Here is a 24,564-nt window from a genome sequence, read left to right on the forward strand (position 1 = left end):
GCATCCCACCCATCCGCTCACGTCGCGGCCCTCGACGCCGGCGGCCCGCCAAGCTGCACGGTGACAAGGGCTACGACTACCGCCACCTGCGGCGACGGCTCGCTTCCCGCGGCATCCAGCACCGCCTTGCCCGCAAGGGCATCGAGTCGTCCCGGCGGCTGGGCCGACACCGCTGGGTGGTGGAGCGGACCGTGTCCTGGCTGTCCGGCTGCCGCCGCCTGCACCGCCGCTACGAGCGCAAGCCGGAACACTTCCTCGCCTTCACAGCCATCGCCGCGACCCTCATATGCCACCGCCGACTAGCCAAGTGAAATGACGTCTTAGGCAAGTTCTGGCTGCGGAGGGTGTCGGCGGACGTATCCGCTAGTGTCGAGGACAGGCGGACACTGTGATCCAGGAGGAGCGGTGTACTACAGCGGGTTGGGGCTCGACCGTGTCGTTGATCGGCGGGGGGACTCGGACTGGATCGAGGCACTGCTGACCAGGGCCAGTACCCAGGTCATTCCCCTGTGGCAGGACCAGTGCCTGGTGCGAAACGAAACGCCGTTGCGGCTGCCCTTGGCCCAGGCGAGGGACATCCTCGTCGCGGCCGGCGACCGGGTGCTGCTCGGCCTCGAAGGCGAGAGGGCGGTGTTCGCGGCTGATGTGTCCGGGCTCGAACGGGAGAGCGCCGTCGAGCTGGCCGGCGCGGACAGGATGCTGGACGTGCGGGCGATGGTTCCCACCATCACGCCGGACGAAGCGGGTCTGCTGGCGTACGCGCGGGGAATTCTGCACTGGAACCGCAATCAGCGGTTTTGTGGCGCCTGCGGGGGCCCGGCCCGGTCCTGCAATGGTGGCCACCTGCGGACCTGCCAGAACTGTGGGAAGCTGCTGTTCCCGCGGATCGAACCGGCCGTGATCGTGCTAGTCGAGCTTCCGGGCACGCCCCGGCGCTGCCTGCTCGGCCGCCATGCGGCATCCGGCCCGAACCGCTTCAGCACACTGGCCGGGTTCGTCGAGATTGGCGAGAGCTTCGAGGACACGGTGCGCCGCGAGGTGCGGGAGGAAGCCGGCGTCACCGTGGGTGCGGTGACCTACCAGGGTTCCCAGGGGTGGCCGTTCCCGGCCGGGGTGATGATCGGGTTTCGCGCCGAGGCCGTTTCCGATGCGATCGATGTGGACAACGTGGAAGTGGTGGAGGCACGCTGGTTCACGGCCGCGGAACTGCGCGCGCGGCTGGCGGACGCTACGCTCGGCGGCCCGTACCGGGTCGATTCGATTGGCAAGGCGCTCATCGACCAGTGGCTGGCCGACACAGACTGAACCGATGCGGTGCGAAGACAGATTTTACGCTGGCTCGTTTATCTTCTGCTTCAACTCGGCCACCGCCTGGGTCCGTCGGCTGGCCGACGCCCACCCGGCCGCATACCAAGCCCAGTTGGACCAGTCGCTTCGGCTTCTTGCTTCACTCGAACGGGTATCCGAGTGGTGATGAAAGGCTGGCTGGTGTGCCGCCTCGCGGGACTGGGCCGAGTATCGCGGCGTGGGACCCAGGTGACGAGGCGATGGTCTACTGGTCGATGACGATGCTCATGACGCGCCGCCTTGCCCGGCCACGTCCTTCGCGAGCGTGAACTTGCCCGGCGCCGACTCGACCAGCCACCCCCGGGCCACCAGCCGCTTCGCCTTCGACCGCAGCGCTTCCACCTTCGCCGGCACCGGGCCCAGGCCGAAGCAGGCCGCCATCTCCTGGCACGTCAAAGGTCCTTGACCGAGCCGGCTCCGGTCCGCGAGAGCCTGCAGGATGCGCTGATAGTCCACCGAGAGCGCCGAGCAGGCCAGTCCCGCACGCCACATCGGTACCACGGACTTCCGCCTCGCCGCTTCCGCCGGCTCGGGACGAACCGGCGGCCCGTCCGGATGACCCTGGTCCTCGGAGGCGTCGGCGTCGTCGTCCGGGGCCAGCACCTCGCCCACGCGCGAGCGGGCGATGACCCACTCGCTCCACTCCCGCTCGGCCACATCCAGCTCGGCGTGAATGCGGTCGGCATCCTCCCGCAGCTCGTCCACACGACGGCGAGCAGTGAGCTCACGCTGCTCCAGCAGCCCCACGACCGACGGCATCCCCGACCTCCACCCCAGCGACGACACGACACATCACCACTGCCACGAGGCCGCCGACCCTATACCTGACCAGCGGAAACACAGCCATCAAGACCGGAAAGACAACAACCACTCAGTCGGATTCCGTCTCCTCGAAGACCCAGGACAGGTACGCCTCCGACCCGCCGGTTACGGGCAGTGTGATCCATTGGGGGACGTCGTACGAGTGCTTCTCGTGCACCCACGCTTCTAGCGCGGGAAGACGGTCCGTCGTAGTCATATACGAGATGCGCCACTCCCGCGCCGCCTCGACCTTCCCCTTCCACCAGTAGAAGGCGGTGATGGGCGCATCGATGTGAACTCCCGCTGCCAGCTTGCTCTCGACTGCACCTCGGGCCAGCATCGTCGCCTGCCCCTCGTCGTCGCTGGTCGTCTGAGCAATCACAATGTCGTGGGCCATGCAACTACCTCTCCAGCTTGGGTACCGCGACCCTACCCAGCCGTCCAGAGCACACCGAAGGCCGGTCGTCACCCGTGAAAGGTGAGTGACGCTCGATCACGCCATGCATCAGTCCGACGGCAACGGCTCGGAGGTGGCGCGTCGCTTGGGGTTGCGGTGGCAGATCCTCTCATCGAAGGGGTTGTTCGCTTGCAGGGGGCGCGCGAAGTCACGGACCGGCGCGTTGCTGCTCCCTCCAAGGGTCCGGTGTTGTGGACGGCTCGGCGCCACTCGCGCGTGGCGGAGATCTCGCCGTCGAACCAGGGCGGGGCGCCGGGCGAGGGGCCCTCGTCAGGCGCATGCCGCCCCCGCTCGGCCCGGCGCCACTTGGACGGTGTCGATGGTGCCGGCGCCCGTGGCGCGGCACCAGCAGGTACACCTTCACCCGCCGACATTCGAAGAACCGCGTACGGTCACAGACAGATCCAACCTTCCAACGGTCGCGACCACCTACAGACCACGGCCGCCGCGAGCTGCCGACAGTCCATCGCCTCCCGCCCCCGATCGGCCAGGACCGCCACGAGCCGCTGGGTAGTCCGGCGCCAACGAGTCGAGAGCAAGCCCTTCCTCCGGCCCAGAAGGACGCCGGCAGGATCGCCGAACGCGCCGCCGCGCACCCCCGTGAGCTCGACGCCCTGCTCCTGGCCCTGCACGGGCCGACGGTGAAGGCGGCGGTACGGGTAAAGCTCAGGGGGAGGGGTCCTCTCGAAGATCACCGACTGGTCGTGATCTTCGTATCGGTCCCGGAAGGCGGCGCGCCCGGGAAGCAGCGGGGACTCCACTCGACCGCGGGCTAAATGGTGGTGCCGACGGGGCCGGCGGCTGGGGGAGGTTCGCTGAGGGTGGGGTCGTTTCTCGGGATGCCATGTTCGCCGCTGGGATCGGACGGTAGTGCCCCTACACCTGCAGCTGTTTGGTTCCCACAACTGCCCGAGCGGCCGACCTGCGACGACTAGCCCCGAGGGCTATCGGCTGCGGGGGGCAGCGTCAGCCGACAACACGATGCAGATGATCTCTCCCTCAGCCGCGCTCCAAGGAGCGATCACACCGCTTCACCATATGCTGATGACTCGTCAGTAAAGTCAGTATGAGGTCAGCATTCGTCCGGCCAAAGCTGCCCTCATATGACCAGACTTTGGAAACGCGGGCAGCCTCGGAGGCGTCCCGGAGGCAGCGTCCAAGGGCCCGTGCCACCAGCGATCGTCGCTGGAGGGCAGGCGAAGAGACGGTCTCGAATGCCCTGGACTGCACATCAGAGTTTCCCCAGGTCAACGCACCCTTCCGCGCGGTTTCAGCGGTACTTCCGGCAGCTTCGGTGCGCGCAGTGGGGCCCCGTCGTAACCCTTCACCTCGCCGAAGCGGACGCCGTTCATCCAGTCCTCCCGCGCCCGTTCGATCTCCTCCTGGGAGCGGGCGACGAAGTTCCACCACATGATCAGCTCCTCGGCGAACGGTTCACCGCCCAGCAGCATGATCCCGGCGTCCGACTCGGCGCGCAGCGGGAGTTCGGTGCGTCCGCAGCCGAGGTAGAGGAGCGAGCCGGGCAGTACCGGCACGCCGTCCACGTGGACCTCGCCGGACATGGCCAGCACGCCGTACTCGAAGTCCGGTTCCAGCGGGAGCCGGACGTCGGCGCCGCGGGTGAGGGCGAGGTCGGCGCCGACGATGGGGGTGTAGGCCGTACCGGGGGAGACCGAGCCGTCGAGGTCGCCCAGGATCACCGTGGCGGTCAGGCCGGGCGCGGTGACCGTGGGCAGTTCGGGGTGGTACTCGAACTTCGGCTCGGTGTGCCGGTGTTCGTCGGGCAGCGCCACCCACAGCTGGGCGCCGTGCAGAAAGCGGGCGTGTGGGCGCGGGCTCTCCTCGGAGTGGCTGATCGCGCGGCCCGAGGTCATCAGGCCCAGCTGCCGCGGCCGGATCGTTTGCAGGCTGCCCGTCGAGTCGCGGTGCAGCACCTCGCCCTCGTGCAGCCAGCTGACCGTCTGGAGCCCGATGTGCGGGTGCGGCGGCACCTGCATACCGGGCTCGTCGGCGATGTCGTCGGGGCCGTAGTGGTCCACGAAGGCCCATGCGCCGATCATGCGGCGGCCGAGGTTCGGCAGCAGCCGGCGCACCTCCGTCGCCTCCCCCAGCTTCACCCGGCGGGGGCTCAGCAGCTCGCGGACCGGTTCGGCGACGACGAATCCGCGGCCACCGCAGACACTGGGCTCGGGCGCGCGGTCAAGGTTGCTCATGGCGCCCAACTTAGCCGGAAATCCCCGTCCGCTCAGCCGAGCCGCTTGAGCAGTTCCTCCGCGACCGGGCCCGCCGAGGCCGGGTTCTGGCCGGTGATCAGGTTGCGGTCGGCCACCACGTGCGGGGCCCACGGCTGGCCGGCCCGGATGTCCACACCGGCCTGGGCCAGCCGGTCCTGGAGCAGCCAGGCGGCCCGCTCGGCGAAGCCGGCCTGGGTCTCCTCGGCGTTGGTGAAGGCCGTCGCCCGGTAGCCGGCGAAGGCGTTGGTGCCGTCGGCGCGTACGGCGGCGAGCAGCGCGGCCGGCCCATGGCAGACCACGGCCAGCGGCTTGCCCGAGTCGAGCGCCGCGACCAGCAGCCGGCCCGAGTCGGCGTCCACGGCGAGGTCCTCCATCGGGCCATGGCCGCCGGGGTAGAACACGGCGGCGAAGTCGTCCAGGTCGACCTCCGCGAGCTTCACCGGTTCGCGCAGCTCGGTCATCTCCTCCAGCGTGCGGGCGATCTCGTCGGCCCGCTCCTGGCCGCCGTTGGCCTCCGCGGCCAGGCTGGCCCGGTCCACCGGCGGCAGCACGCCGCCCGGTGTGGCCACCACGATCTCGTGCCCCGCGGCCTTCAGCGCCCGGTACGGGGCCACGGCCTCGTCGGCCCAGAAGCCGGTGGGATGCAAGGTGCCGTCGGCGAGCGTCCAGTGGTCGGCGCCGGTCAGCACAAAAAGGATCTTCGACATGGTTCTTCTCCCGGAGCTTGGGTGTCCAGGAGAAGAACGTAGGCGAGGTGCCCCATAGGCAACCAATGAAACGCCGAATGCCAGGTATCGGCTTCCCTATGCCTGCCCTGTACGACGCAGGGGACGGGTCAGACGGCCGGCGGAGGCACGACCGGGACCAGGATGGCGCGGCTCGTGGTGCCGACCATGCGCGCGACGGCCTCGAGGTGGCTGTCGTAGATCAGGGAGATGTTCCTGTCGTGCCACAGGGTCTGGGCGTTGGTCCAGGCCGTCTCCCGGGCCGTGAAGATGCCGAAGCTGCCCACCGCGTGCTTGAGGGCCTCGGCGGGCTGGGTCGCCACATGGACGAGCATGGTCTCGAACTCGGCGCGGACCTCGGCCTCGACGCTCGCGAGGAGGTCGTTGACCTTCTCGTAGTCCTCGTGGACGGGCGCGGTCTGCGGGGTGGTGCCGCGCTCGGCGCAGGTCTGCACCACCGCCACGGCCAGGTCGTGGTTGATGTGGGCGTTCATGCCGGCGAAGGCGAACTGGATCGGCCAGATCACCGGGTTGGCCCGCATCTCGAACAGCGGCGCCCAGGAGGGGTTGACCGGCCGGCCGGCGGCCGCGGCGTCGACGTTGCGCAGATAGAGCCCGCCGAAGATGACGTCCATGCGTTCCAGGAAGGCGTTGTCCTTGAACGTGCCCGCGCCGACGTTCTCCTTCACCAGGCGGGTGACCTTCAGGTACATGCGGTTGAAGCACGCCACGCCGTCGCGCGGATCGAGCCGGTCGTCGATCTGCTGCATGCGGTCGATGACCTCGTCGATGGTCGTGGGCAGGGCCTGGGTGGTCATCTGGCTCCTTCGAGGCAGGGAGGGGGACGGGGATCGCTTGCGGGTCGAGACTGCCCGGGGGGACGCTCCGCGGGCCACGTCCGCCTCGGTACGGTCCCCCGGGCGGCCCATGCCGTATCGATCCGGCATCACCCGGTCCACCCACTGCGGTGCCCGGCCCGTGTGTCCGTCCGCCCGACCGGGGCGTCTGCGCAGCGGTGATACTCGGACGCGTGGACACCGCCTCCCTCGATCTGAACCTGCTGCGCACCTTCCTCGCCGTGTACCGCTCCGGCTCCTTCACCGGCGCCGCGCGGCTGCTGGGGCTGTCGCAGCCGACGGTGACGACGCAGATCCGCGCACTGGAACGGCAGACCGGCCGGGAGCTGTTCGAACGCCGGCCGAGGGGAGCGGCGCCGACCCCGGTGGCCGACGAACTCGCGGCCCGGATCGCGGCTCCGCTGGACGAACTGGCCGCCGTCGCCGGGCCCACCCCGCCCGCCGGGGCCCGGGCCGAACCGGTCCATCTGGCCGGCCCCGCCGAGTTCCTGTGCACCACCGTGCTGCCCGCGCTCGCGCCGCTCGTCGGCGAGGGCGTACGGCTGCGGGTGGCGACCGGGCTGACGGATCCGCTGCTGGAGGAGCTGCGCGCCGGCCGTCACGACCTGGTGATCGCCACCACCCGTCCGCGCGGCCGGACGCTGCACGCGGTTCCGCTGGTGGACGAGGAGTTCGTGCTGGTCGCCGCGCCCGTGTGGGCCGAGCGGCTGGCGGACCGGCCGGCCACCGAGGGGCCGTCGGCGCTGCACGACGTCCCGCTGGTCAGCTACGCCGAGGATCTGCCGATCGCCCGCCGCTACTGGCGTCATGTGTTCGGCCGGCGCTTGTCCCTGACCGCCGCCGTGACCGTACCCGACCTGCGCGGGGTGCTCGCGGCGGTGACCGCGGGCGCCGGCTTCGGCGTGCTGCCCCGCTATCTCTGCCAGGACCTGCTGGCCTCCGGTGCGCTGGTGGCCCTGCGGGAACCGGAGGACCCGCCGATCAACACCGCCTTCCTCGTCCAGCGGCCCGGCGCCGCCGACCGCCCGGACGTGGCCCGCGTCCGCGCGCACCTGCTGCGGGCGGCCCGGTCCTGGTGACCCACGCCCGGTCCGGACCCTAGGCTGGGCCGAGCGGTGCCTACAGGGATGGGCCTACAGGGACGGGCCTACAGGGATGGGGGCGCGATGCAGTCGTTGCACACGGCGTTATTGCTCGGCACGGGAGCCTTCTGGACGGCGGCCTATGTGCTGCTGGTCCGCACCGGGGTGCGGGAGCGCACCTTCGGGATGCCGGTGGTGGCCTTCGCCACCAACATCAGCTGGGAGTTCATGTTCGCGTTCGTACGGCCCCCGGCCGGGATGCTGCACGTCGTGAACATCGTGTGGTTCTGCTTCGACCTCGCCGTCGGCTACACGGTCGTACGCTTCGGACGGTCCGAATTCCCGTATCTGCCCGGCCGGTTGTTCCTTCCGGCGCTCGCCGTGCTGCTGGCGCTGGCCTACGTGGGCATGGACTACGCCTCGCAGGAGTTCGACCAAGGGGTCGGCACCATCACGGCGTTCGGCAGCAACCTGGCGATGTCCGGCATGTTCCTCGCGATGCTCGCCGCGCGCCGCGGCACCCGCGGACAGTCGGCCGGCATCGCGCTGGCCAAGCTGCTGGGGACGGCCTGCGCCTCGCTGGCGCTGCTCACCGACCCCGCCGGGGACCCCCGCTACGACAGCGCCCTGATGTACTACCTCTACGTCGGCTGCTTCCTCCTCGACGTCGCCTATCTCGCCGCGCTGTGCGCCGTACGCCGTGCCGCACGGGCGGCGCCGGTGCCCGTGGAGCACAGCCGCGCAGCCTGACATCGTTGTCCGTTTTCTACCGTTCGGTTCCTATGGCGGCCACGTGTGGGCGGGCCGACGATGGAGGCGGGACAACCAAAGGGAGGAGGCCGTCATGCTGGAAGTGAAGACGGTCGACAAGCCGGACGAACGGCGCGACTTCCCCCGGGGCCACCTCGAAGCCGTCCACCTGACCGGGCTCGACTTCGCGGTGGGCACCTTCGAGCCCGGCTGGCGCTGGTCGGAGTCCGTGGGCCCGATCGCGGGCACCGAGAGCTGCCAGGTCCATCACAACGGCTTCGTGGTGCAGGGAAGGATGCGCATCCGCACGGACGAGGGCAACGAGGGCGAGGTCGGCCCCGGCGATGTGTTCGTGCTGCCGCCCGGCCATGACGCCTGGGTGGTGGGTGACGAACAGGTCGTGGTCTACGACTTCGCCGGGACCATGGCGAACGAGTACGCCAAGGGCCGGTGAGGCGGAAGGCTCCGAAAAGGGCGGTCACCCGTCGAAGGCCGCCGCACCCTTCTCCGCGAACGCCACGGCGTCCGCGTGTCCGAACAGGCCGGGCAGGCCGCCGGTGTGGACGAAGACCGTGCGCTCGCCCGGCCGGATCCCGCCGTCCCGGACGGCCGCGCGCAGCCCGGCCAGGGCCCGGCCGGTGTAGACCGGGTCGAGCACCAGGCCCTCGGTGCGCGCGGCCAGCCGGAGCGCCTCGGCGGCCGGCCCGGTCAGGGTCGCGTACCCCTCGCCCACCTGGTCGCGGCGTACCCGCAGCTCCTCCACCGTGACCTCGCTCGCGGTCAGCGGGGTCGCGAACCGGGCCACCGCCGAGGCGGGGTCGGGCAGCGCGCCCACGTCCACACCGAGCACCGATCCGGCGCCCAGCGCGGCGACCAGGCCGGCCATGGTGCCGCCCGAGCCCAGCGCGACCACCGCGGTGCGCAGCTCCGGCAGCTGCTCGCGCAGCTCCTCCCCGCAGCGCACATACCCGCGGGCGCCCAGTGCGCCGGATCCGCCGAACGGGATCAGCGCCGGCCGGGCGCCGTCCGCCCGCAGCCGGGCGCACACCTCGGCCGCCGCCGCGTCCAGCCCCGCCTGGTCCACCGCGCCGGCCCAGGCCAGCCGCGCCCCGAACAGCCCGTCCAGCGCGAGATTCCCGGACCGGGAGGCGCCCGGCGAGCCCCGCAGCACGAGGACGACGTCCAGGCCCAGACGGGCGCCCGCGGCGGCGGTCAGCCGGGCGTGGTTGCTCTGCGGTGCGCCGGTCGTCACCAGCGTGTCCGCGCCCTCGGCGAGCGCGGCGCCGGCCGTCCACTCCAGCTTGCGGATCTTGTTCCCGCCGCCGCCCAGGCCGGTCAGGTCGTCCCGTTTGATCCACAGGTCGTCGGGGCCGAGGCCGAGCGCGGCGGCCAGCCGGGGCGCGGGTTCGAGCGGGGTGGGGAACGTGCCGAGCGGCACCGGGACATGGCTCATGGCGGACATCCTCGCAGCCGCTGCCCCGCCGGGGCCGCCACCCCGGGTCACACCGGGAGCAGCCGGGCGATCAGCGTGCCGAGCTGCCGGGCCGTACGGCACTCGTGCATCTCGACCAGCTCGGCGTAGGCGGGGGCGGCCGAGTCGCCGGTGCCCCACCGGCTCTGCGGCTCGGGGTTCAGCCAGTAGACGCGGCGGGCGCGCCGGGCGAGGTCGCGGACGGCCGGCAGATTGGGGTCGCTCATGTTGGTCCGGGCGTCGCCGAGCACGAACACCGTGGTGCGCGGGGAGACCGCCGCGCCGTACCGCTCGGTGAACTCGCCCAGCGCCATGCCGTAGTCGCTGCTGCCGTGCCAGCCGGTGAGGGCGGCCTCGGCCAGGATCCGGGCGCTCAGCCCGTCGGGGTCGGCGCGGCCGTGGTCGAGCAGGCCGGTGACCTCGTCCAGCCGGTTGACGAAGGCGAACACCCGCACCTTGCTGAACTGGTCGTGCAGCGCCTGCACCAGCAGCATGGTGAAGTCCGAGAAACCGGACACCGAGCCCGAGACATCGCAGAGCAGGACGAGTTCGGGGCGCACCGGGCGGCGCCGGCGCAGCACCGGACGCATCGGCACCCCGCCCGTGGACAGCGAGGAGCGCAGGGTGCGGCGCAGATCGACGGTGCCGCGGGCGGCCCGGCGGCGGCGCGCGGCGAGCCGGGTGGCCAGCTTGCGGGCCAGCGGCTGCACCGTCCGGCGCAGCTCGGCCAGTTGCTCCCGGTTCGCGAAGAGGAAGTCCACCCGGTCGGCCGTCGGCCGGACCGCCCGCCGGGCGATCTCGTCCCGGCCGCGCCGCTCGGCCACCCGGCGCCGCGCCTCGGCCCCGACCATCCGCCGGAACTCCTCGATCCGGCGCCGGATCTCGTCGTCCAGCAGCCGGTCCGCGAACCCGGCGCCGCCCCGGTCCCGGGCCCGCGCGTCCGCCCGCACCCGGGCGAGCAGCGTCTGCGGGCGCACCCGTTCCAGCGTCTGGTACGCCGACCAGCCGTCCGAACCCGGCGAGTTGCCGTATCCGCCGAAGCCGTCGACCGCCTCCGCCGCCAACCGGGCCAGCAGGGCCCGGTCGCCGGCGGCGAGGGCCTCGGCCAGCCGGTCGCGCAGCTTCTCGCGGTCCGCGGGCCCGCTGTCCGGGCCGCCGACCCGGCACGGGAAGTACAGGTCGAAGACCTGGTCGAAGACGGGCCGCTGACCCGGGCCGTGCAGCAGGGTCGCCGCCAGTCCCTCGCGCAGGCGCTCCCGGTCCGCGAGCCCCAGCGCCTCGGCCGCGAGGGCCGCGTCCACGGTCTCGCCGGTGCCGATCCGCACCCCGTGGGCGCGCAGGGCCCCGACCAGATCGGTGATCCGGTCGGCGACCGCGGTCACAGCGCGTCCAGGTCGAGTGTGGCCGCCGCCTTCTGGATGTCGTCCTGGTGCTTGAGGAGCACGCCGAGGGTGTCCCGTACGACCGTCTCGTCCAGGGTGCCGGCGCCGAGTGCCAGCAGAGTGTGCGCCCAGTCGACGGTCTCGGCGACCGACGGCACCTTGCGCAGGTCCATCGCGCGCAGCGCCCCGGCCACCCGGACCACCGACTCGGTCAGCGCGTCGCCGAGGCCGGGCACCTTCAGCCGGACGATCCGCCGCTCCAGCTCCGGCTCCGGGAAGCCGATGTGCAGGAAGAGGCAGCGCCGGCGCAGAGCCTCGGACAGCTCCCGGCCGGCGTTGGAGGTGAGGACGACGAACGGCCGGCGGGTCGCGGTGACCGTGCCCAGCTCCGGGACCGTGATCTGGAAGTCGCTGAGCACCTCCAGGAGCAGGCCCTCCATCTCCACGTCGGCCTTGTCGGTCTCGTCGATGAGCAGCACCGTCGGCTCGTCGCCGCGGATGGCGGTGAGCAGCGGGCGGGGGAGCAGGAACTCCTCGCTGAAGATGTCGGTGCGGGTCTCGTCCCAGCTCTCGTCGCGGCCCGCGCTGATGCGCAGCAGCTGCTTGGCGTGGTTCCACTCGTACAGGGCGCGGGACTCGTCCACGCCCTCGTAGCACTGGAGCCGCACCAGCCGGGCCTCGGCCGCCTGGGCGACGGCCTTGGCCAGCTCGGTCTTGCCCACCCCGGCGGGGCCCTCCACCAGCAGCGGCTTGCCGAGCCGGGCGGCGAGGAACACGGTGGTGGCGACGGCGGGCGAGGCGAGGTAGCCCGTTACGGCGAGGCGGGCCGAGACATCGTCGACGGATGTGAACAACGGGGCCTCCGAAGGGGCGGGGAACACGGCTTCCGACCCTATCTAAGCGCTTGTTTAGCACCGCTGTCACGGGGGATTCGCCACCCGGACCGGCACACGCCCGCCCGACTCCACCGGGGCGCGGTGGTCAGCCGAGCAGGATCACTTCCAGGGTCCGTGGGCCGTGTACGCCCTCCACCCGGTCCAGCTCGATGTCGCTGGTGGCGGACGGGCCGGAGATCCAGGTCAACGGGCGGGCCGGATCGAGGCGTTCGAGGGCCTGAGGGACGGAGGAGACCACCTGGCCGGGCACCCGCACCACACAGATGTGGTGATCGGGAATGAGCGAGATGCGGCGCCGGCCCTGGTCGGGAGAGCCGTCCAGGACGATCGTGCCGGTCTCGGCGATCGCCACGGCACAGCCCGTCACCACACTGCCGACCCGGTCCAGCCACTGCGCTGTACTCACCGCCCGGTCATGGATCCGCACCGGGTCGGCGGCGGCCAGCCACGCCGGTGGCAGCCCCGGCGGTACCAGCACCTCCTGCGAGCCACGCCGGGCCAGCAGCCGCATGACGAGATGCGGCATCTCCTCGTCGGTGGCGCGGTGCACGAGCGCCCGGTAGTCCACCAGGTTCTCCGCCAGCAGCTCCACCGTCTGCTCGGCCGTACGCTCCCCGTGTGCGCGCAGATAGTCCCGCGGCACGGCCTCCTCGTACGGCCGCTCGTCCGGCGTCACATCGGCGAGGGCGCGCCGTACCCGGCCCAGGATCCGTTCCCTGCTGCTCACTTGGCGCCGTCCTTTCCCCCACGGGTGCGCTGCCACCAGTCCCGGAAGGGCTCCGCCGGTACGGCCGGCAGGTCCCGGGTGCCGGTCCACGCGCTGCCCGGCCCCGGCAGGGTGCGCGGATGCAGCCGACGGGTGCGCGAGGCGAGCCGCTGACCGGTGCGCAGCGCGCCGGGGCGGGCCAGGGCCCAGCGCGCCGCCCGCATGGCCGCCCGCTCCGCCGCATGGCCCTTGGCCGGCCGGAGCAGCACCTTGTTGCCCTGCTGCACCGCCGGGCCGCCCTCCACCACCCGCTCCCGCAGATGGACCAGCACCTCGGGGATGTCGATGGCGACCGGACACACCTCGTAGCAGGCGCCGCACAGACTCGACGCATACGGCAGCGAGGCGTCGATCTCGCTCGCGGTGCCCCTGAGCTGCGGACTGAGGATGGCGCCGATCGGGCCGGGATACACCGAGCCATAGGCGTGCCCGCCCGCCCGCTCGTACACCGGGCACACATTGAGGCAGGCCGAGCAGCGGATGCAGCGCAGTGCCTGGCGGCCCACCCGGTCGGCGAGGGTGTCGGTGCGGCCGTTGTCGAGCAGCACCAGGTGGAAGGTGCGGGGTCCGTCGCCGTCGGTGGTCCCCGTCCACATGCTCGTGTACGGGTTCATCCGCTCGGCGGTGGAGGAGCGGGGCAGCGTCTGGAGGAAGACCTCCAGATCCCGCCAGGTGGGCACCACCTTCTCGATGCCGACGACCGAGATCAGCGTCTCCGGCAGGGTCAGACACATCCGCCCGTTGCCCTCGGACTCGACGACGACCAGGGTGCCGGTCTCGGCGACCATGAAGTTGGCGCCCGAGATGCCGACCCTGGCGCGCAGGAACTTCTCCCGCAGGTGCAGCCGGGCCGCCTCGGCCAGCTCGGCGGGGGAGTCGCTCAGCCCGTCCGGGGCGGGGCGGCCCCACGCGGCCATCTCGCTGCTGAAGATGTCACGGATCTCACCCCGGTTGCGGTGGATCGCCGGAACCAGGATGTGCGAGGGCCGGTCCCTGCCCAACTGCACGATCAGCTCGGCGAGATCGGTCTCGTAGGCCCGGATGCCCTCGGCGAGCAGCGCCTCGTTCAGCCCGATCTCCTGCGTCGCCATCGACTTGACCTTGACGACCTCCGACTCTCCGGTCTCCTTGACCAGTTCGGCGACGATCCGGTTGGCCTCGGCGGCGTCGGCGGCCCAGTGCACCACGCCGCCGGCCGCCGTGACCGCCTCCTCCAGCTGGACCAGATACCGGTCGAGATGGCGCAGCGTGTGGTCCTTGATCCGGCGGCCCGCCTCGCGCAGCCGGTCCCAGTCCGGCAACTCGGCCACCGCACGGGCCCGTTTGGCGCGGATGGTGTGCGTGGCATGGCGCAGGTTGCCGCGCAGGGTGGAATTGTGGACGGCGCTGTGCGCGGCCTCGGGGAAGGCCGGCATGCCGACGAACGTGCCGCTCATAGGGCAGGGTCCTCCTCTGTGCTCGCCAGGATCTCCGCGATGTGCACCGGCCGCAGTCCCGAGCGCAGCCGGCTCATGGTGCCGCCCAGGTGCATCAGGCACGAGTTGTCGGCCGCGCACAGCACCTCCGCGCCCGTCGACTCGGCGTTGCGCACCTTGTCCGTGCCCATCGCCGCCGACACCTCCGCGTTCTTCAGCGCGAAGGTGCCGCCGAACCCGCAGCACTCCTCGGCGCCGGGCAGTTCCACCAGCTGAAGCCCCTTGACCGCCTGGAGCAGCCGGCGCGGCCGGTCGCCCAGGCCCAGGCCGCGCAGCCCGTGGCAGGTCGGGTGATAGGTCACGGTGTGCGGGTAGTACGCGCCGACATCCGTCACCCCCACCACGTCCACCAGGAACTCCGTCAGCTCGTACGTCTTCGGTACCACCGGCGCCAGGGTCCGGGCCAGCGAGTCCCCGCGGCCCTCCTCCCGCGCCCGCTCGCCGAGCCGCGGATACAGCTCCCGCACCATCGCCCCGCACGACCCGGAGGGTGTCACGATCGCGTCGTAGCCCCGGAACACCTCGGCGAACCGCCGGGCCAGCGGCTCCGCCTCATGCCGGTAGCCGGTGTTGTAGTGCGCCTGCCCGCAGCAGGTCTGGCCGAGCGGGAAGTCGACCTCCACGCCCAGCCTGTCCAGCAGTTTCACCACGGCACGGCCGGTGTCCGGATAGAGCGTGTCGTTGACACAGGTCAGGAACAGAGCGACACGCATCGCGGCTCCTCGAAGTCGGTCCTCGGACGAGTGCAGGGTAGTCGCCGGGCCCGGCCCGGCGGCAGACGGCCGCTCACCGGGCGGCGAGCCGTGCCTCGGCCGCCCGCCGGACGGCGGTGTCACCGGGGGGCGCGTACCGGGTCAGCGGCTGGGTACGGTGAGCAGCCGGCGCAGGGCGGGCAGGGCGCCGGCCGGCCGCTGCGCGTCCTGGACGACCCGGCGGTGTGCGAGGGCCGGCGAGTCCAGGAAGCCAGGGCCCACCCATAGGGGTGTCCAGCACTCCGACCCGCCGTGATGGCTGGGGTCGCACCGTGAACTCCCGCTATCGTAGGAGCCGCTCATGAAAAGACGCATCACCGCCCCCGGCCCGTCCGTCAGCAGGAAGAGCACCACCCGACTCGACTCCCAGGCCGTCTTCTTCGTCTCCTACGACGGCCTGGTCAACAACAACTCCTTCCAGAAGCACGGCCTGCTGACCTACAAGGGCTACCAGTACGCCGCCTGGTACACCTCGACGGGCAACGCCGTGGTCGGCCGCCGCGCCCTGAGCGCGAGCAGCTGGTCGACCGTCACCCTCTCCCACGTCCTGAAGGCCGGCGACTCCCACAACGTCATCTCCATGGGCGTCTCCATGTCTGATGGCCGCCTGCACCTCGCCATGGACTCCCACAGCGACGGTTATTTCTATGTGAAGTCGACGGCCGGGCTGATGGACAACCCCTCCACCACCAGCTGGACCTCGTCGGTCTTCGGTGCGGTCCAGACCTCCCTGGACGGCCTCGCCCTCACCCCGCAGTTCACCTACCCGCAGTTCCTCTCCACCCCCGAAGGCAGGCTCCAGCTCAGCTACCGGGCCGGCATCTCCGGCGACGGCCGCAACGCCCTCGCCGAGTACGACGGTTCGACGTGGACGGCACTGGGGGAGTGGACCAGCTCCACCGGCACGTACACCAGCGCACACGGCTCCTCGACCGCCCGCAACATGTACCTGCACGGCATCGACTACGACGTCAACGGCCGGCTGCACGCCCTCTTCACCTGGCGCGAGCAGAACGCCGCCGTGCTGTCCGGCAGCGGCGGCATCACCAACCACGACACCGGCTATGTGTACTCCACCGACCGGGGCCGCACCTGGCGCAACGACGCCGGTGCGCCGGTCGCCACCACCGGCACCTCCGACACGGTGGCGGTGACGGACAGCGGACTCGTCGTGGACCCCCTCGGCCCGGACCACTCGCTGATGAACCAGGAGAGCCAGTGGACCGACTCGACCGGCCTCCCGCACGCGCTCATCAGCTACGTCCCCGGCCGCTTCGGCCGGTCCACCACCGACTACGTCGCAGCCCGCACCGCCGACGGACGCGCCTTCCACCTCCGCAAGAACACCTCCGGCACCTGGACCAAGACGGAGATCCCGGTCCCGCTCCACTCCAGCCAGCGCACCAAGCTGGTCCTGGACCCGTACGACAACGCCTACGCGGTCTTCCCCTTCGGCCGGATCGCCGCCGCGTCCAGGTCCTCCGGGTACACCGACTGGACCCTGCTGTACGACGGCAGCGACCTGAACGCCTTCGGCGAGGTCGTCATCGACGAGTGGCGGGTGCGGTACGACCATGTGCTGTCGTTCATGTACCAGGAGAAGTCCACCGGTACGACACCCTCGGCGCTCCATGTGATCGACTTCGCGCTGCCCGACTGACCCGCGCTGTCGCCCGCGCCGCCGGAGTGCCGGTGGGCACGGTGTCCAAGGTCATCAACCGCCCGCACATCGAGTGCGCTCCAGCCTCGCCGCCCGCCGACCGGCCGGGCCGCTCACTCCGGCTGACCCCAGCGCACCGCCGTGCCATAGGCGATGAAGAGTCTGTGCTGACCGTGGAGGCCGTCGGTGTCGTTCACTACCTGGAGGCCCAGCACGCCGTCGGCCTCCAGCTCCCGCGCGTCCTCCTGCATGCTCACCACCGCCTCCATCACCGTCGGCATCGGCTGCCCGACGGCCAGTCCCACGACGGTGTGCGGATGCGGCGGTGCGTGCACCGTGGCCGTGTAGAAGCTCTCGCTGGCCTCGTAAGCGGCCTGCTCCCGGCCCGCCCGCGTCCAGACTCTCTTCTTCGGGGATCGTTCCATTGCGGCATCTTCTCCCGGCTGCCCGGGCGAGGTGACGGGGGGTGGTCAGTCCCGGCCCGCACCCCGACATGTGCTCCACTGGGACGCGTCCGCTTCATCCGTCCCGGGAGCCCCGTTGAGCCTCAGCTACCACCAGCCCGGTGTCGTTCTCACCGACCGTCACTTCACCGTGCCCCTCGACCATGCCGACCCGGGCGGCGAGACCATCGAGCTGTACGCCCGTGAGGCGGTCGCGCGCGACAAGGCCGGGCAGCAGCTGCCCTGGCTGGTGTACCTCCAGGGCGGCCCCGGCTTCGGAGCGAACCGTTTCGTCGGACGTCAGGCCTGGCTCGACCGGGCCCTGAAGGACTACCGCGTCCTGCTGCTCGACCAGCGCGGCACCGGCCGCTCCACGCCCGCCACCCGGCAGACGCTCCCGCTGCGCGGCGGCCCCGCCGAACAGGCCCGCTATCTCACCCACTTCCGCGCCGACTCCATCGTCCACGACTGCGAGGCCATCCGCCCCGAGGTCACCGGCGGCGCCCCGTGGACCGTGCTCGGGCAGAGCTTCGGCGGCTTCTGCACCGTGTCGTACCTCTCCCTCGCCCCGCAGGGCCTGGACACCGCCGTCATCACCGGTGGCCTGCCCTCCCTCGACGCCCACGCCGACGACGTCTACCGCGCCGCCTACCCACGCGTGGAACGCAAGGTCGCCGCGCACTACGCCCGCTACCCGCAGGACGTCGAGCGGGCCCGCCGGATCGCCGACCACCTGCTCGCCCACGAGGTCACCCTGCCGAACGGCTACCGCTTCACGGTCGAGGCCTTCCAGTCCCTCGGCCTGATGCTCGGCATGAGCGACGGCAGCCACCGCCTGCACTACCTCCTGGAGGACGCCTTCGTCCGCACGCCCGGCGGTCTCGCCCTCTCCGACGCCTTCCAGGAGCAGGCCCAGACCCTGCTGTCGTACGCCTGCCACCCCCTCTACGCCCTCGTCCACGAGACGATCTACGGCCAGGACGCCCGCCCCACCGCATGGTCCGCCGAGCGGGTCCGCGCCGAGTTCCCGCAGTTCGACGCCGCGAAGGCGGTCGCCGGGAACGCCCCGGTCCTGTTCACCGGTGAGACCGTTCACCCCTGGATGTTCGAGGCCGACCCGGCGCTGCGCCCGCTGCGCGAGACCGCCGAACACCTCGCCGCCCACTCCGACTGGCGTCCCCTGTACGACCCGGCCCGCCTCGCCGCCAACGAGGTCCCGGTCGCCGCCGCCGTGTACCACGACGACATGTACGTCGACACCGAGCACTCCCTGCGCACCGCCCGCGCCATCCGCGGTCTGCGCCCCTGGGTCACCAACGAGTACGAGCACGACGGGCTGCGCACCGGCGCGCCCCGGGTGCTGGACCGTCTGCTGGCCCTGGCCCGCGACGAGGTGTGACCCCGGTTCCCCCATAACCCCACGGGCCCGGCGGGGAGTTGCGGCATAGGATGCGGCCATGACCGAGTCGCAGAACGCCCAGCTCCAGCCCATGCCCGACGACTGGCAGCGCGCCCTCGCCGTGGTCGCGCACCCCGACGACCTGGAGTACGGGTGCGCGGCCGCCGTCGCCGCCTGGACCGATGCCGGCCGGGAGGTCTCCTATCTGCTCGCGACCCGTGGCGAGGCGGGCATAGACACCCTCGACCCGGCCGTCTGCGGACCGCTGCGCGAACGCGAGCAGCGGGCGAGCGCGGCCGCCGTCGGCGTCGAGTCGGTGGAGTTCCTCGACCACCGGGACGGCGTGATCGAGTACGGGCCCGCGCTGCGCCGCGACATCGCCGCCGCGATCCGCCGCCACCGCCCCGAACTGGTCATCACCCTCAACCACCGGGACACCTGGGGCACGATCGCCTGGAACACCCCCGACCATGTCGCCGTCGGCCGCGCCACCCTGGACGCCGCCGCGGACGCCGGCAACCGCTGGATCTTCCCCGAGCTCGTCGAAGAGGGCCTCGAACCCTGGGCCGGCGTCCGCTGGGTCGCCGTGGCCGGCTCGGCCGCACCCACCCACGCGGTGGACGCCACCACCGGCCTGGAGCGCGCCGTGCACTCCCTCCTCGAACACCGCACCTACATCGAGGCGTTGACCGACCAGGACCCCGAGACCTATGTCCGTGAATTCGTGACCGCCAACGCCAAGAGGGCCGGCGAGCGCTTCGGCGGTGTGCCGGCGGTGGCCTTCGAGGTGTTCAACCGCTGAGGACCCCTTCTGTCACTGAAGCTTCAGGGACAGAAGCTTCAGTGACAGAAGGGGCGCAGCGCGAGAAGCGTTATTATTGAGGTTCATACCCGATGGTCGGGATTCGTTCTGCCGCAGGACCTCGAGGCAGGGACATATCCGCAGGGACACATCGGCCATGGACGACACATCGACGCAGCTCGCACCGGCGGAACTCAGACTCGCGGCGGTCTTCACCGGCGGTGTGAGCCTCGCCGTCTGGATGGGCGGCGTGGCGCGTGAGATCAACCTCCTGACGCAGGCCGGGGCCGATCGCGCCGAGGACGGGCAGGTCCGCGCGAAGTACCGGGAACTGCTCGACCTGTTGCGCCTGGACGTCCGACTCGACGTGCTCTCGGGAACCAGCGCGGGCGGCATCAACGCGGCCTGCCTGGGACTCGCCAACGCACGCGGCTGCGACCTGGGCGGGCTGCGGGACCTGTGGCTGGACGAGGGGGCGCTGTCCGGGCTGCTGCGCTCCCCGGCCGAGCGGCACCCGCCGTCCCTGCTCAGGGGCGACGAGGTCCTGCTGGCCGGGCTGCGTACGGCGCTGGAGCAGCTGCCACCGCCGCATGCCGAGCCCCGCGACACCCATGTGTTCATCACGACCACCCTGCTCGACGGGGTGCGCAGCACCTTCCGGGACGACTACGGCACCGCGGTGCAGGACACCGACCACCGCGGCGTGTTCGCCTTCGGGCCCGCGGACCTCGCCGGCCCGGACATCCCGCAGGCGCTGGCCCTCGCCGCCCGCGCCAGCGCCTCCTTCCCGGTGGCCTTCGAGCCCGCGTTCGTCCCGGTCGGCACCGCGGGACCGGCCGGCCACCCCGACATGAGCCGTTATCTCGGCGCCGGCCCCCGCACGCAGTTCTGCGCGGACGGCGGACTTCTGGCGAACCGGCCCCTCGGCCCCGCTCTGAAGGCCGTCTTCGACCGCCCCGCACGCGGTGAGGTGCGCCGGGTGCTCACCTATGTGGTGCCCACCGTGCGGACCCCGCCCCTCCGGCAGCCCGCGGCACGGCCGGATGACCCACCACCCATGGGCCCGGCCCTGGTCAGGGACCTCGACGCGGCCCTGTCCCAGACCATCTCCGGCGACCTGAAAACGCTCACCGACCACAACGACCGGGTGACGGCCCGGCGCCGCCGCGAGGAGTGGCTCGTACGGCTGCTCCCGCCCGACGACGAGACGACCACGAGCGCGATGTACGCCCAGTACCGCGAGGGCTGGATCGAGGACCACGCCCGCTCGGCCGCCGAGCGGAACCTGGCCCGGCGTACACCGGGACGGCCGCCGCCGGGCCGACGGCCCCCGGGGTACGGCAGCGATCTGGACGACCTGACCCACGGCATCGCGGCCGCGCTGGCGGCGAGGGTCCCCGACACCCTGCCGGAGCCGGACGCGCCGGACCTCTTCGGTGTACTGGCCCGCTTCGGCCAGGCACCCCTCGACGGAGCCCGGGCCTCCGTGCTCACCCTCCTGCGCGACGGCTCCGCCGCGGCCGGTCCCGACCTACGGCGCACGCTCGACGGCCTGATCGCGCGCGTTCCCGGGGCCGCCGCCGAGCACGCCCCCGCACGTCCCGTCACCACCGTCGCCGACCTGCTGGAGCTGCCCCGCGACGAGCGGGGCCGGCCGGACCCCCGGTCGGCCGACGGCGCGCTGGACGAGGCGGAGAGAGACCTCGGCGATCTCCCCGGACAGTGGGCGCGATCCTGGCAGCGGCTCGCCGGGGTCCTGCTCGACGCGCGGGAGACCCTGGACCCCCGGGGGCCCGCAGGTCCCCGCCTGGCGTTCCTGGTGGCCCCTTGGGGGACGGCGCCCCCGTCGGCGGAGCGTGCCGCCCGCCGTCTGTTCCTGCTGGAGATGACCCAGCGGACCTTCTCCGCGGCGGAGCTGCCCGCCCCGCAGACGGTGGAACTCGTCCAGGTGAGCGCGGACACCCGCACCCTGCTCGACGCGCGCTGCCTGGCCGACGACAAGCTCACCGGTCTCCAGCTGCACCACTTCGGCGCCTTCTACAAGCGGTCCTGGCGGGCCAACGACTGGATGTGGGGACGCCTGGACGGCGCCGGATGGCTGGTGCACATCCTGCTGTCCCCGGCCCGCCTGTCCCGGCTGGCCGAGACCGCGGGCGCCGGCCGGAACGCCCGCGACGTCGTCCGCGAGGAGCTGTCCCGCATCGCCGGCGGACCACCACCGGAGCACATACGGCCCGGGGTCGACCGTGAGCTGGCCTTTCTCGACGACCCCGCCCGGGCCCACCACCACAGCAGTCTGCCGCTCACTTCCCTGTGGGTCGCGTCCGCCCTGCAACGCCTCATCGCGGCCGAGGAACTGCCGTGCGTCGCCGAGCAGGCGAGACTCGACCGGGAGGCGGGCGCGGCCGACGAGGCCGGGGCGTTCGAGCGGGCCTGCGCCGGGCGGACCGTGACGCCCGACGACGCGGCGAGGCTGCTCGGCCTGTGCCGGATCTCCGAGGAGACCTTCGCCGGGGAGGCCGGCACCCCGCTGCTCACCCACACCGTGGTGCAGAGCCTGACGGTGGCCGTCAACGCGGCGTGGGCGGCCGCAGGCCGCTGGAGCGGCCTGCGCCTCGTGCTGGACGGCGTCCGCGCCGTGCTGCGGCCGGCGGGGACCGTGCTGAGCGCCCGCCTGTTCGGGGACCGGCTCCGGCGGCATGCCGGGCCAAGGGTCGGTGCCGCAGGTCAGTAGGGTGTTCTCATGCCAGATCAGATAGCCGGGCCGTCCGAGCTGCGCGGGGACTGCGCGCAGTGCTTCGGGCTGTGCTGTGTCGCCCTGCCCTTCGCCCGCTCCGCCGACTTCGCGCTCGACAAGCCCGCGGGCCGGCCGTGTCCGAACCTCGGGGGCGACCACCGTTGCGGTATCCACACCGACCTGCGCGCGAAGGGCTTCACCGGCTGCACGGTCTACGACTGCTTCGGCGCCGGACAGAAGGTCTCGCAGGTCACCTTCGGCGGGCAGGACTGGCGTACCGGGACCAAGGAACACGCCCGCCGGATGTTCGAGGTGTTCCCCGTCGTACGACAGCTGCAGGAGCTGCTCTGGTATCTGACGGAGGCACTGGGGCTGCCCGCCGCCCGGTCCGTCCACCCCGAGCTGCGCAGTGCTCTGGAGGAGACCGAGCGGCTCACCCGGCAGCGGCCCGAGGAACTGGCCGCGCTGGACGTGGCCGCGCACCGGCAGAAGGTCAATGTGCTGCTGCTGCGCACCAGCGAGCTGGCCCGGGCCGGGGCCCTCGGGGGGACCGGCGGGACCGGCGGCAAGAAGGGCAAGGGCGGCAGGGGCAAGGGCAAGGACCGGCGGGGCGCGGACCTCGTCGGGGCCCGGCTGCGCGGCGCCGACCTGCGCGGGGCGAGCCTGCGCGGCGCCTATCTGATCGCCGCCGACCTCACCGGTGCCGATCTGCGCGACGCGGACATGATCGGCGCCGATCTGCGCGACGCCGATCTGACCGACGCGGACCTCACCGGCGCCTTCTTCCTCACCCAGCCGCAGCTGGACGCCGCGCGGGGCAGCGCCGGCACCCGGTTGCCGGGGTCACTGCGCCGCCCGGTGCACTGGACAGCCGGCGGCTGACGGTCCGGACCCGGCGTCGGCCGCCTCCCGCGGCGCCGCGCCGGACGGCACCGCCCGCTCGGCCGTGGCGGAGGGCATGGGACGCCGCTCCAGCCCCAGCCGCAGCCCCTCCGGCATCAGGGTCAGGCGCTCGGTGACCGTCAGCCGGTAGCCGGGGTCGGCGCGCAGTTCGTAGCGGCGCAGCAGCAGGCCGAGGACCAGGGTCGCCTCGTGCAGCGCGAACTGGCGGCCGATGCAGGCCCGGGCGCCGGTCCCGAAGGGCTTGAAGGTGTGCGGCGGGCGCCCCCGTACGGCCTCGGGCGCGAAGCGGTCCGGGTCGAACCGTTCGGCGTCCTCGCCCCACACCTCGGGGTCGCGGTGCAGCATCGGGGCGAGCACCAGCGTCCAGGCGCCGCGGCGCAGTGGATGCTCCCCGGCGAGCACCGTGTCCTGCCGGGCCTCGCGGGCGAAGCCGGGCGCGGTCGGCCACAGCCGCAGCGACTCGTCCAGCACCCGCCGGACATAGCGCAGCTTGGCGACCTGGTCGTAGCCGGGCGCCGCGGTGCCGCCCCAGACGCGGTCCACCTCGGCGCGCGCCCGGGCGGCGATCTCCGGGTGCCGGGCGAGGTAGTACAAGGCGAAGGAGAGGGCGCCCGACGTGGTCTCGTGCCCCGCCACCAGGAACGTGATGACCTGCTTGCGGACGTTCTCCGCGGACAGCCGCTCGCCGGTCTCGGGGTGGGCGGTGGCCAGCATGCGGTCCAGCAGGTCCCCCTCGCCGCCGCCCGACCGGCGCCGCTCGGCGACCAGGTCGTCGACCGTGCGGTTGAGCAGGGCCGTGTCCGCCGTGTTGCGCCGGGCGGGGCCGCGCAGCAGCAGCGGGGCGAGCGGCGCGGGCACGCTGTTCAGCCGCTGCGCGTAGCCGAGCGTGCCGACCATCGCGGTCACGAAGGGGTGCGGCCGGTCCCGTTCGAAGGAGCCGAAGTCGTGTCCGAAGCCGGTGCGGGCGATCGTCTCCAGGGTCAGCTTGGTCATGTCCCCGGGCACGTCCACGGTGCGCCCGGCCCCCGTCTCGCGGTCCCAGTGGTCGGTCAGCCGGGCGGCGACGTCCAGCATCATCCCGTGGTAGCCCGCCATGGCCTCCCGGCTGAAACCGGGGGCCAGGACGTCGTGGGCCAGCTGCCAGTTGGGCTCGTGGTTGTAGGCGGTGAACAGGCCGTCCCCGGCCAGTGGCCGCAGATTGGCCACGCCGAGCCCGACGTGCTTGGCGAACCGGGACTCGTCGGCGAGGTCCGCGACCAGCCGGGACCCCCACACCAGCACGACCTCCTTGCCGAAGGCGCGGCGCCGGAAGATCGGACCCAGCTCACGCGCGTACCGCATGGAGTCCTGTACCGGCCTGCGCCGGTCGGCGCCGAGCACATCGCCGAGCAGCGGAAGCCGGTGCGGGGGGTGCGGTATCCGGTGCAGCTCGGGCCAGCCCTGCTCGGCACTGCGGAACCCTTTCGGCAGTGCCGCCGGCCGGGTGGTGTGCGCGGTCTGCGTCCTGTTCGTCGTCTCCGCCATGACGCCGATCTCCCTTGATCCAGCGGGCCGTTGAACCGGTGGCACGCCGTGTGTTGTACGTGGGTTCAATAGCGGTTCCAGTGTGGTCCGCTTGTTGAACC

23 protein-coding genes are annotated in these 24,564 nt (G+C 72.2%); 10 read left to right on the top strand and 13 right to left on the bottom strand.

All coding sequences use genetic code 11. From position 1 onward, the window contains the following. Together ACFVIU_RS32720 and nudC are read left to right on the top strand one after the other, a co-directional pair. The coding region (locus tag ACFVIU_RS32720) for a transposase (RefSeq protein WP_385846994.1) at positions 1 to 311 on the top strand (311 nt) is incomplete at its 5' end. 94 nt (positions 312 to 405) lie between these two features. Next, positions 406 to 1,305, top strand: a complete 900-nt coding sequence (gene nudC, locus ACFVIU_RS32725; protein WP_222997844.1) for an NAD(+) diphosphatase — start codon at positions 406 to 408, stop codon at positions 1,303 to 1,305. A gap of 267 nt (positions 1,306 to 1,572) precedes the next feature. Here nudC and ACFVIU_RS32730 read toward each other — a convergent pair whose 3' ends face one another. From ACFVIU_RS32730 to ACFVIU_RS32750, 5 genes are all read right to left on the bottom strand, one after another. Further along, positions 1,573 to 2,106, bottom strand: a complete 534-nt coding sequence (locus ACFVIU_RS32730; protein WP_385846996.1) for a hypothetical protein — start codon at positions 2,104 to 2,106, stop codon at positions 1,573 to 1,575. A 112-nt stretch (positions 2,107 to 2,218) separates the two neighbouring features. Further along, entirely contained in the window at positions 2,219 to 2,545 is a 327-nt protein-coding gene (gene cutA, locus ACFVIU_RS32735) for a divalent-cation tolerance protein CutA (RefSeq protein WP_006143010.1), read from the bottom strand. A 1,307-nt stretch (positions 2,546 to 3,852) separates the two neighbouring features. After that, a complete protein-coding gene (locus ACFVIU_RS32740; RefSeq protein ID WP_385846997.1) occupies positions 3,853 to 4,818 on the bottom strand; it encodes a pirin family protein in 966 nt (321 codons plus the stop codon). Between the two features lie 32 nt (positions 4,819 to 4,850). Continuing rightward, complete coding sequence (locus ACFVIU_RS32745; RefSeq protein WP_385846999.1) at positions 4,851 to 5,546, bottom strand: type 1 glutamine amidotransferase domain-containing protein; 696 nt, start codon at positions 5,544 to 5,546, stop codon at positions 4,851 to 4,853. Positions 5,547 to 5,674: 128 nt separating this feature from the next. Continuing rightward, a complete protein-coding gene (locus ACFVIU_RS32750) occupies positions 5,675 to 6,382 on the bottom strand; it encodes a DUF5995 family protein (RefSeq protein WP_385847000.1) in 708 nt (235 codons plus the stop codon). A gap of 212 nt (positions 6,383 to 6,594) precedes the next feature. On the opposite strand from ACFVIU_RS32750, the gene ACFVIU_RS32755 reads away from it, so the two are divergent. The 3 genes from ACFVIU_RS32755 to ACFVIU_RS32765 all read left to right on the top strand — a co-directional run bounded on the left by ACFVIU_RS32755 (position 6,595) and on the right by ACFVIU_RS32765 (position 8,707). Continuing rightward, the gene (locus ACFVIU_RS32755) at positions 6,595 to 7,500 is read left to right on the top strand and encodes a LysR family transcriptional regulator (protein ID WP_385847002.1); all 906 of its coding nucleotides are present in this window, start codon (positions 6,595 to 6,597) and stop codon (positions 7,498 to 7,500) included. An 87-nt stretch (positions 7,501 to 7,587) separates the two neighbouring features. Beyond that, positions 7,588 to 8,253 (top strand): hypothetical protein, encoded by a 666-nt coding sequence (locus ACFVIU_RS32760; protein WP_385847004.1) that lies wholly within the window; start codon positions 7,588 to 7,590, stop codon positions 8,251 to 8,253. A gap of 94 nt (positions 8,254 to 8,347) precedes the next feature. Further along, positions 8,348 to 8,707, top strand: a complete 360-nt coding sequence (locus ACFVIU_RS32765) for a cupin domain-containing protein (protein ID WP_385847006.1) — start codon at positions 8,348 to 8,350, stop codon at positions 8,705 to 8,707. Positions 8,708 to 8,731: 24 nt separating this feature from the next. On the opposite strand, the gene ACFVIU_RS32770 is transcribed toward ACFVIU_RS32765, so the two are convergent. The 6 genes from ACFVIU_RS32770 to ACFVIU_RS32795 all read right to left on the bottom strand — a co-directional run bounded on the left by ACFVIU_RS32770 (position 8,732) and on the right by ACFVIU_RS32795 (position 14,956). After that, positions 8,732 to 9,706, bottom strand: a complete 975-nt coding sequence (locus ACFVIU_RS32770) for a D-cysteine desulfhydrase family protein (RefSeq protein WP_385847007.1) — start codon at positions 9,704 to 9,706, stop codon at positions 8,732 to 8,734. A gap of 47 nt (positions 9,707 to 9,753) precedes the next feature. Then, on the bottom strand, positions 9,754 to 11,106 hold the full coding sequence (locus tag ACFVIU_RS32775) for a VWA domain-containing protein (RefSeq protein WP_385847009.1): 1,353 nt from the start codon (positions 11,104 to 11,106) through the stop codon (positions 9,754 to 9,756). Further along, a complete protein-coding gene (locus ACFVIU_RS32780) occupies positions 11,103 to 11,960 on the bottom strand; it encodes an AAA family ATPase (RefSeq protein ID WP_385847010.1) in 858 nt (285 codons plus the stop codon). The genes ACFVIU_RS32775 and ACFVIU_RS32780 overlap by 4 nt, the downstream gene beginning before the upstream one ends. Before the next feature lie 127 nt (positions 11,961 to 12,087). Further along, entirely contained in the window at positions 12,088 to 12,729 is a 642-nt protein-coding gene (locus ACFVIU_RS32785; RefSeq protein WP_385847011.1) for a lactate utilization protein C, read from the bottom strand. Then, on the bottom strand, positions 12,726 to 14,204 hold the full coding sequence (locus ACFVIU_RS32790) for a lactate utilization protein B (RefSeq protein ID WP_385847012.1): 1,479 nt from the start codon (positions 14,202 to 14,204) through the stop codon (positions 12,726 to 12,728). The genes ACFVIU_RS32785 and ACFVIU_RS32790 overlap by 4 nt, the downstream gene beginning before the upstream one ends. After that, positions 14,201 to 14,956, bottom strand: a complete 756-nt coding sequence (locus tag ACFVIU_RS32795; protein WP_385847014.1) for a (Fe-S)-binding protein — start codon at positions 14,954 to 14,956, stop codon at positions 14,201 to 14,203. The genes ACFVIU_RS32790 and ACFVIU_RS32795 overlap by 4 nt, the downstream gene beginning before the upstream one ends. Positions 14,957 to 15,296: 340 nt before the next feature. Between ACFVIU_RS32795 and ACFVIU_RS32800 the strand changes: the two genes are divergently transcribed. Next, positions 15,297 to 16,655: a BNR repeat-containing protein gene (locus ACFVIU_RS32800; RefSeq protein WP_385847016.1), complete on the top strand. Its 1,359-nt coding sequence runs from the start codon at positions 15,297 to 15,299 to the stop codon at positions 16,653 to 16,655. Positions 16,656 to 16,768: 113 nt separating this feature from the next. On the opposite strand, the gene ACFVIU_RS32805 is transcribed toward ACFVIU_RS32800, so the two are convergent. Further along, the gene (locus tag ACFVIU_RS32805) at positions 16,769 to 17,080 is read right to left on the bottom strand and encodes a hypothetical protein (protein WP_385847017.1); all 312 of its coding nucleotides are present in this window, start codon (positions 17,078 to 17,080) and stop codon (positions 16,769 to 16,771) included. A 115-nt stretch (positions 17,081 to 17,195) separates the two neighbouring features. Between ACFVIU_RS32805 and ACFVIU_RS32810 the strand changes: the two genes are divergently transcribed. The 4 genes from ACFVIU_RS32810 (at position 17,196) to ACFVIU_RS32825 (ending at position 22,918) form a co-directional block, all read left to right on the top strand. Further along, positions 17,196 to 18,497, top strand: a complete 1,302-nt coding sequence (locus ACFVIU_RS32810; protein WP_385847018.1) for an alpha/beta fold hydrolase — start codon at positions 17,196 to 17,198, stop codon at positions 18,495 to 18,497. 58 nt (positions 18,498 to 18,555) lie between these two features. Then, positions 18,556 to 19,299, top strand: a complete 744-nt coding sequence (locus ACFVIU_RS32815; protein WP_385847020.1) for a PIG-L deacetylase family protein — start codon at positions 18,556 to 18,558, stop codon at positions 19,297 to 19,299. Between the two features lie 157 nt (positions 19,300 to 19,456). Then, positions 19,457 to 22,033 carry a patatin-like protein gene (locus tag ACFVIU_RS32820; RefSeq protein WP_385847021.1) on the top strand — a complete coding sequence of 859 codons (2,577 nt, stop codon included), beginning with the start codon at positions 19,457 to 19,459 and terminating at the stop codon, positions 22,031 to 22,033. 9 nt (positions 22,034 to 22,042) lie between these two features. Beyond that, entirely contained in the window at positions 22,043 to 22,918 is an 876-nt protein-coding gene (locus tag ACFVIU_RS32825; RefSeq protein ID WP_385847023.1) for a pentapeptide repeat-containing protein, read from the top strand. On the opposite strand, the gene ACFVIU_RS32830 is transcribed toward ACFVIU_RS32825, so the two are convergent. Then, positions 22,880 to 24,463: a cytochrome P450 gene (locus tag ACFVIU_RS32830; protein WP_385847025.1), complete on the bottom strand. Its 1,584-nt coding sequence runs from the start codon at positions 24,461 to 24,463 to the stop codon at positions 22,880 to 22,882. The two genes, ACFVIU_RS32825 and ACFVIU_RS32830, sit on opposite strands and share 39 nt — an antisense overlap. Between the last annotated feature and the right edge of the window lie 101 nt (positions 24,464 to 24,564).

Source organism: Streptomyces sp. NPDC127190, assembly GCF_042672505.1.
Classification (GTDB): Bacteria; Actinomycetota; Actinomycetes; order Streptomycetales; family Streptomycetaceae; genus Streptomyces.

What these genes read in the sequence shown, in the direction of transcription:
- ACFVIU_RS32730 (WP_385846996.1), bottom strand. Translation starts at nt 2,106, where the DNA reads ATGCCGTCGGTCGTGGGGCTGCTGGAGCAGCGTGAGCTCACTGCTCGC.
- cutA (WP_006143010.1), bottom strand. Translation starts at nt 2,545, where the DNA reads ATGGCCCACGACATTGTGATTGCTCAGACGACCAGCGACGACGAGGGG.
- ACFVIU_RS32740 (WP_385846997.1), bottom strand. Translation starts at nt 4,818, where the DNA reads ATGAGCAACCTTGACCGCGCGCCCGAGCCCAGTGTCTGCGGTGGCCGC.
- ACFVIU_RS32745 (WP_385846999.1), bottom strand. Translation starts at nt 5,546, where the DNA reads ATGTCGAAGATCCTTTTTGTGCTGACCGGCGCCGACCACTGGACGCTC.
- ACFVIU_RS32750 (WP_385847000.1), bottom strand. Translation starts at nt 6,382, where the DNA reads ATGACCACCCAGGCCCTGCCCACGACCATCGACGAGGTCATCGACCGC.
- ACFVIU_RS32760 (WP_385847004.1), top strand. Translation starts at nt 7,588, where the DNA reads ATGCAGTCGTTGCACACGGCGTTATTGCTCGGCACGGGAGCCTTCTGG.
- ACFVIU_RS32765 (WP_385847006.1), top strand. Translation starts at nt 8,348, where the DNA reads ATGCTGGAAGTGAAGACGGTCGACAAGCCGGACGAACGGCGCGACTTC.
- ACFVIU_RS32770 (WP_385847007.1), bottom strand. Translation starts at nt 9,706, where the DNA reads ATGAGCCATGTCCCGGTGCCGCTCGGCACGTTCCCCACCCCGCTCGAA.
- ACFVIU_RS32790 (WP_385847012.1), bottom strand. Translation starts at nt 14,204, where the DNA reads ATGAGCGGCACGTTCGTCGGCATGCCGGCCTTCCCCGAGGCCGCGCAC.
- ACFVIU_RS32795 (WP_385847014.1), bottom strand. Translation starts at nt 14,956, where the DNA reads ATGCGTGTCGCTCTGTTCCTGACCTGTGTCAACGACACGCTCTATCCG.
- ACFVIU_RS32800 (WP_385847016.1), top strand. Translation starts at nt 15,297, where the DNA reads ATGAAAAGACGCATCACCGCCCCCGGCCCGTCCGTCAGCAGGAAGAGC.
- ACFVIU_RS32805 (WP_385847017.1), bottom strand. Translation starts at nt 17,080, where the DNA reads ATGGAACGATCCCCGAAGAAGAGAGTCTGGACGCGGGCGGGCCGGGAG.
- ACFVIU_RS32815 (WP_385847020.1), top strand. Translation starts at nt 18,556, where the DNA reads ATGACCGAGTCGCAGAACGCCCAGCTCCAGCCCATGCCCGACGACTGG.
- ACFVIU_RS32820 (WP_385847021.1), top strand. Translation starts at nt 19,457, where the DNA reads ATGGACGACACATCGACGCAGCTCGCACCGGCGGAACTCAGACTCGCG.
- ACFVIU_RS32825 (WP_385847023.1), top strand. Translation starts at nt 22,043, where the DNA reads ATGCCAGATCAGATAGCCGGGCCGTCCGAGCTGCGCGGGGACTGCGCG.
- ACFVIU_RS32830 (WP_385847025.1), bottom strand. Translation starts at nt 24,463, where the DNA reads ATGGCGGAGACGACGAACAGGACGCAGACCGCGCACACCACCCGGCCG.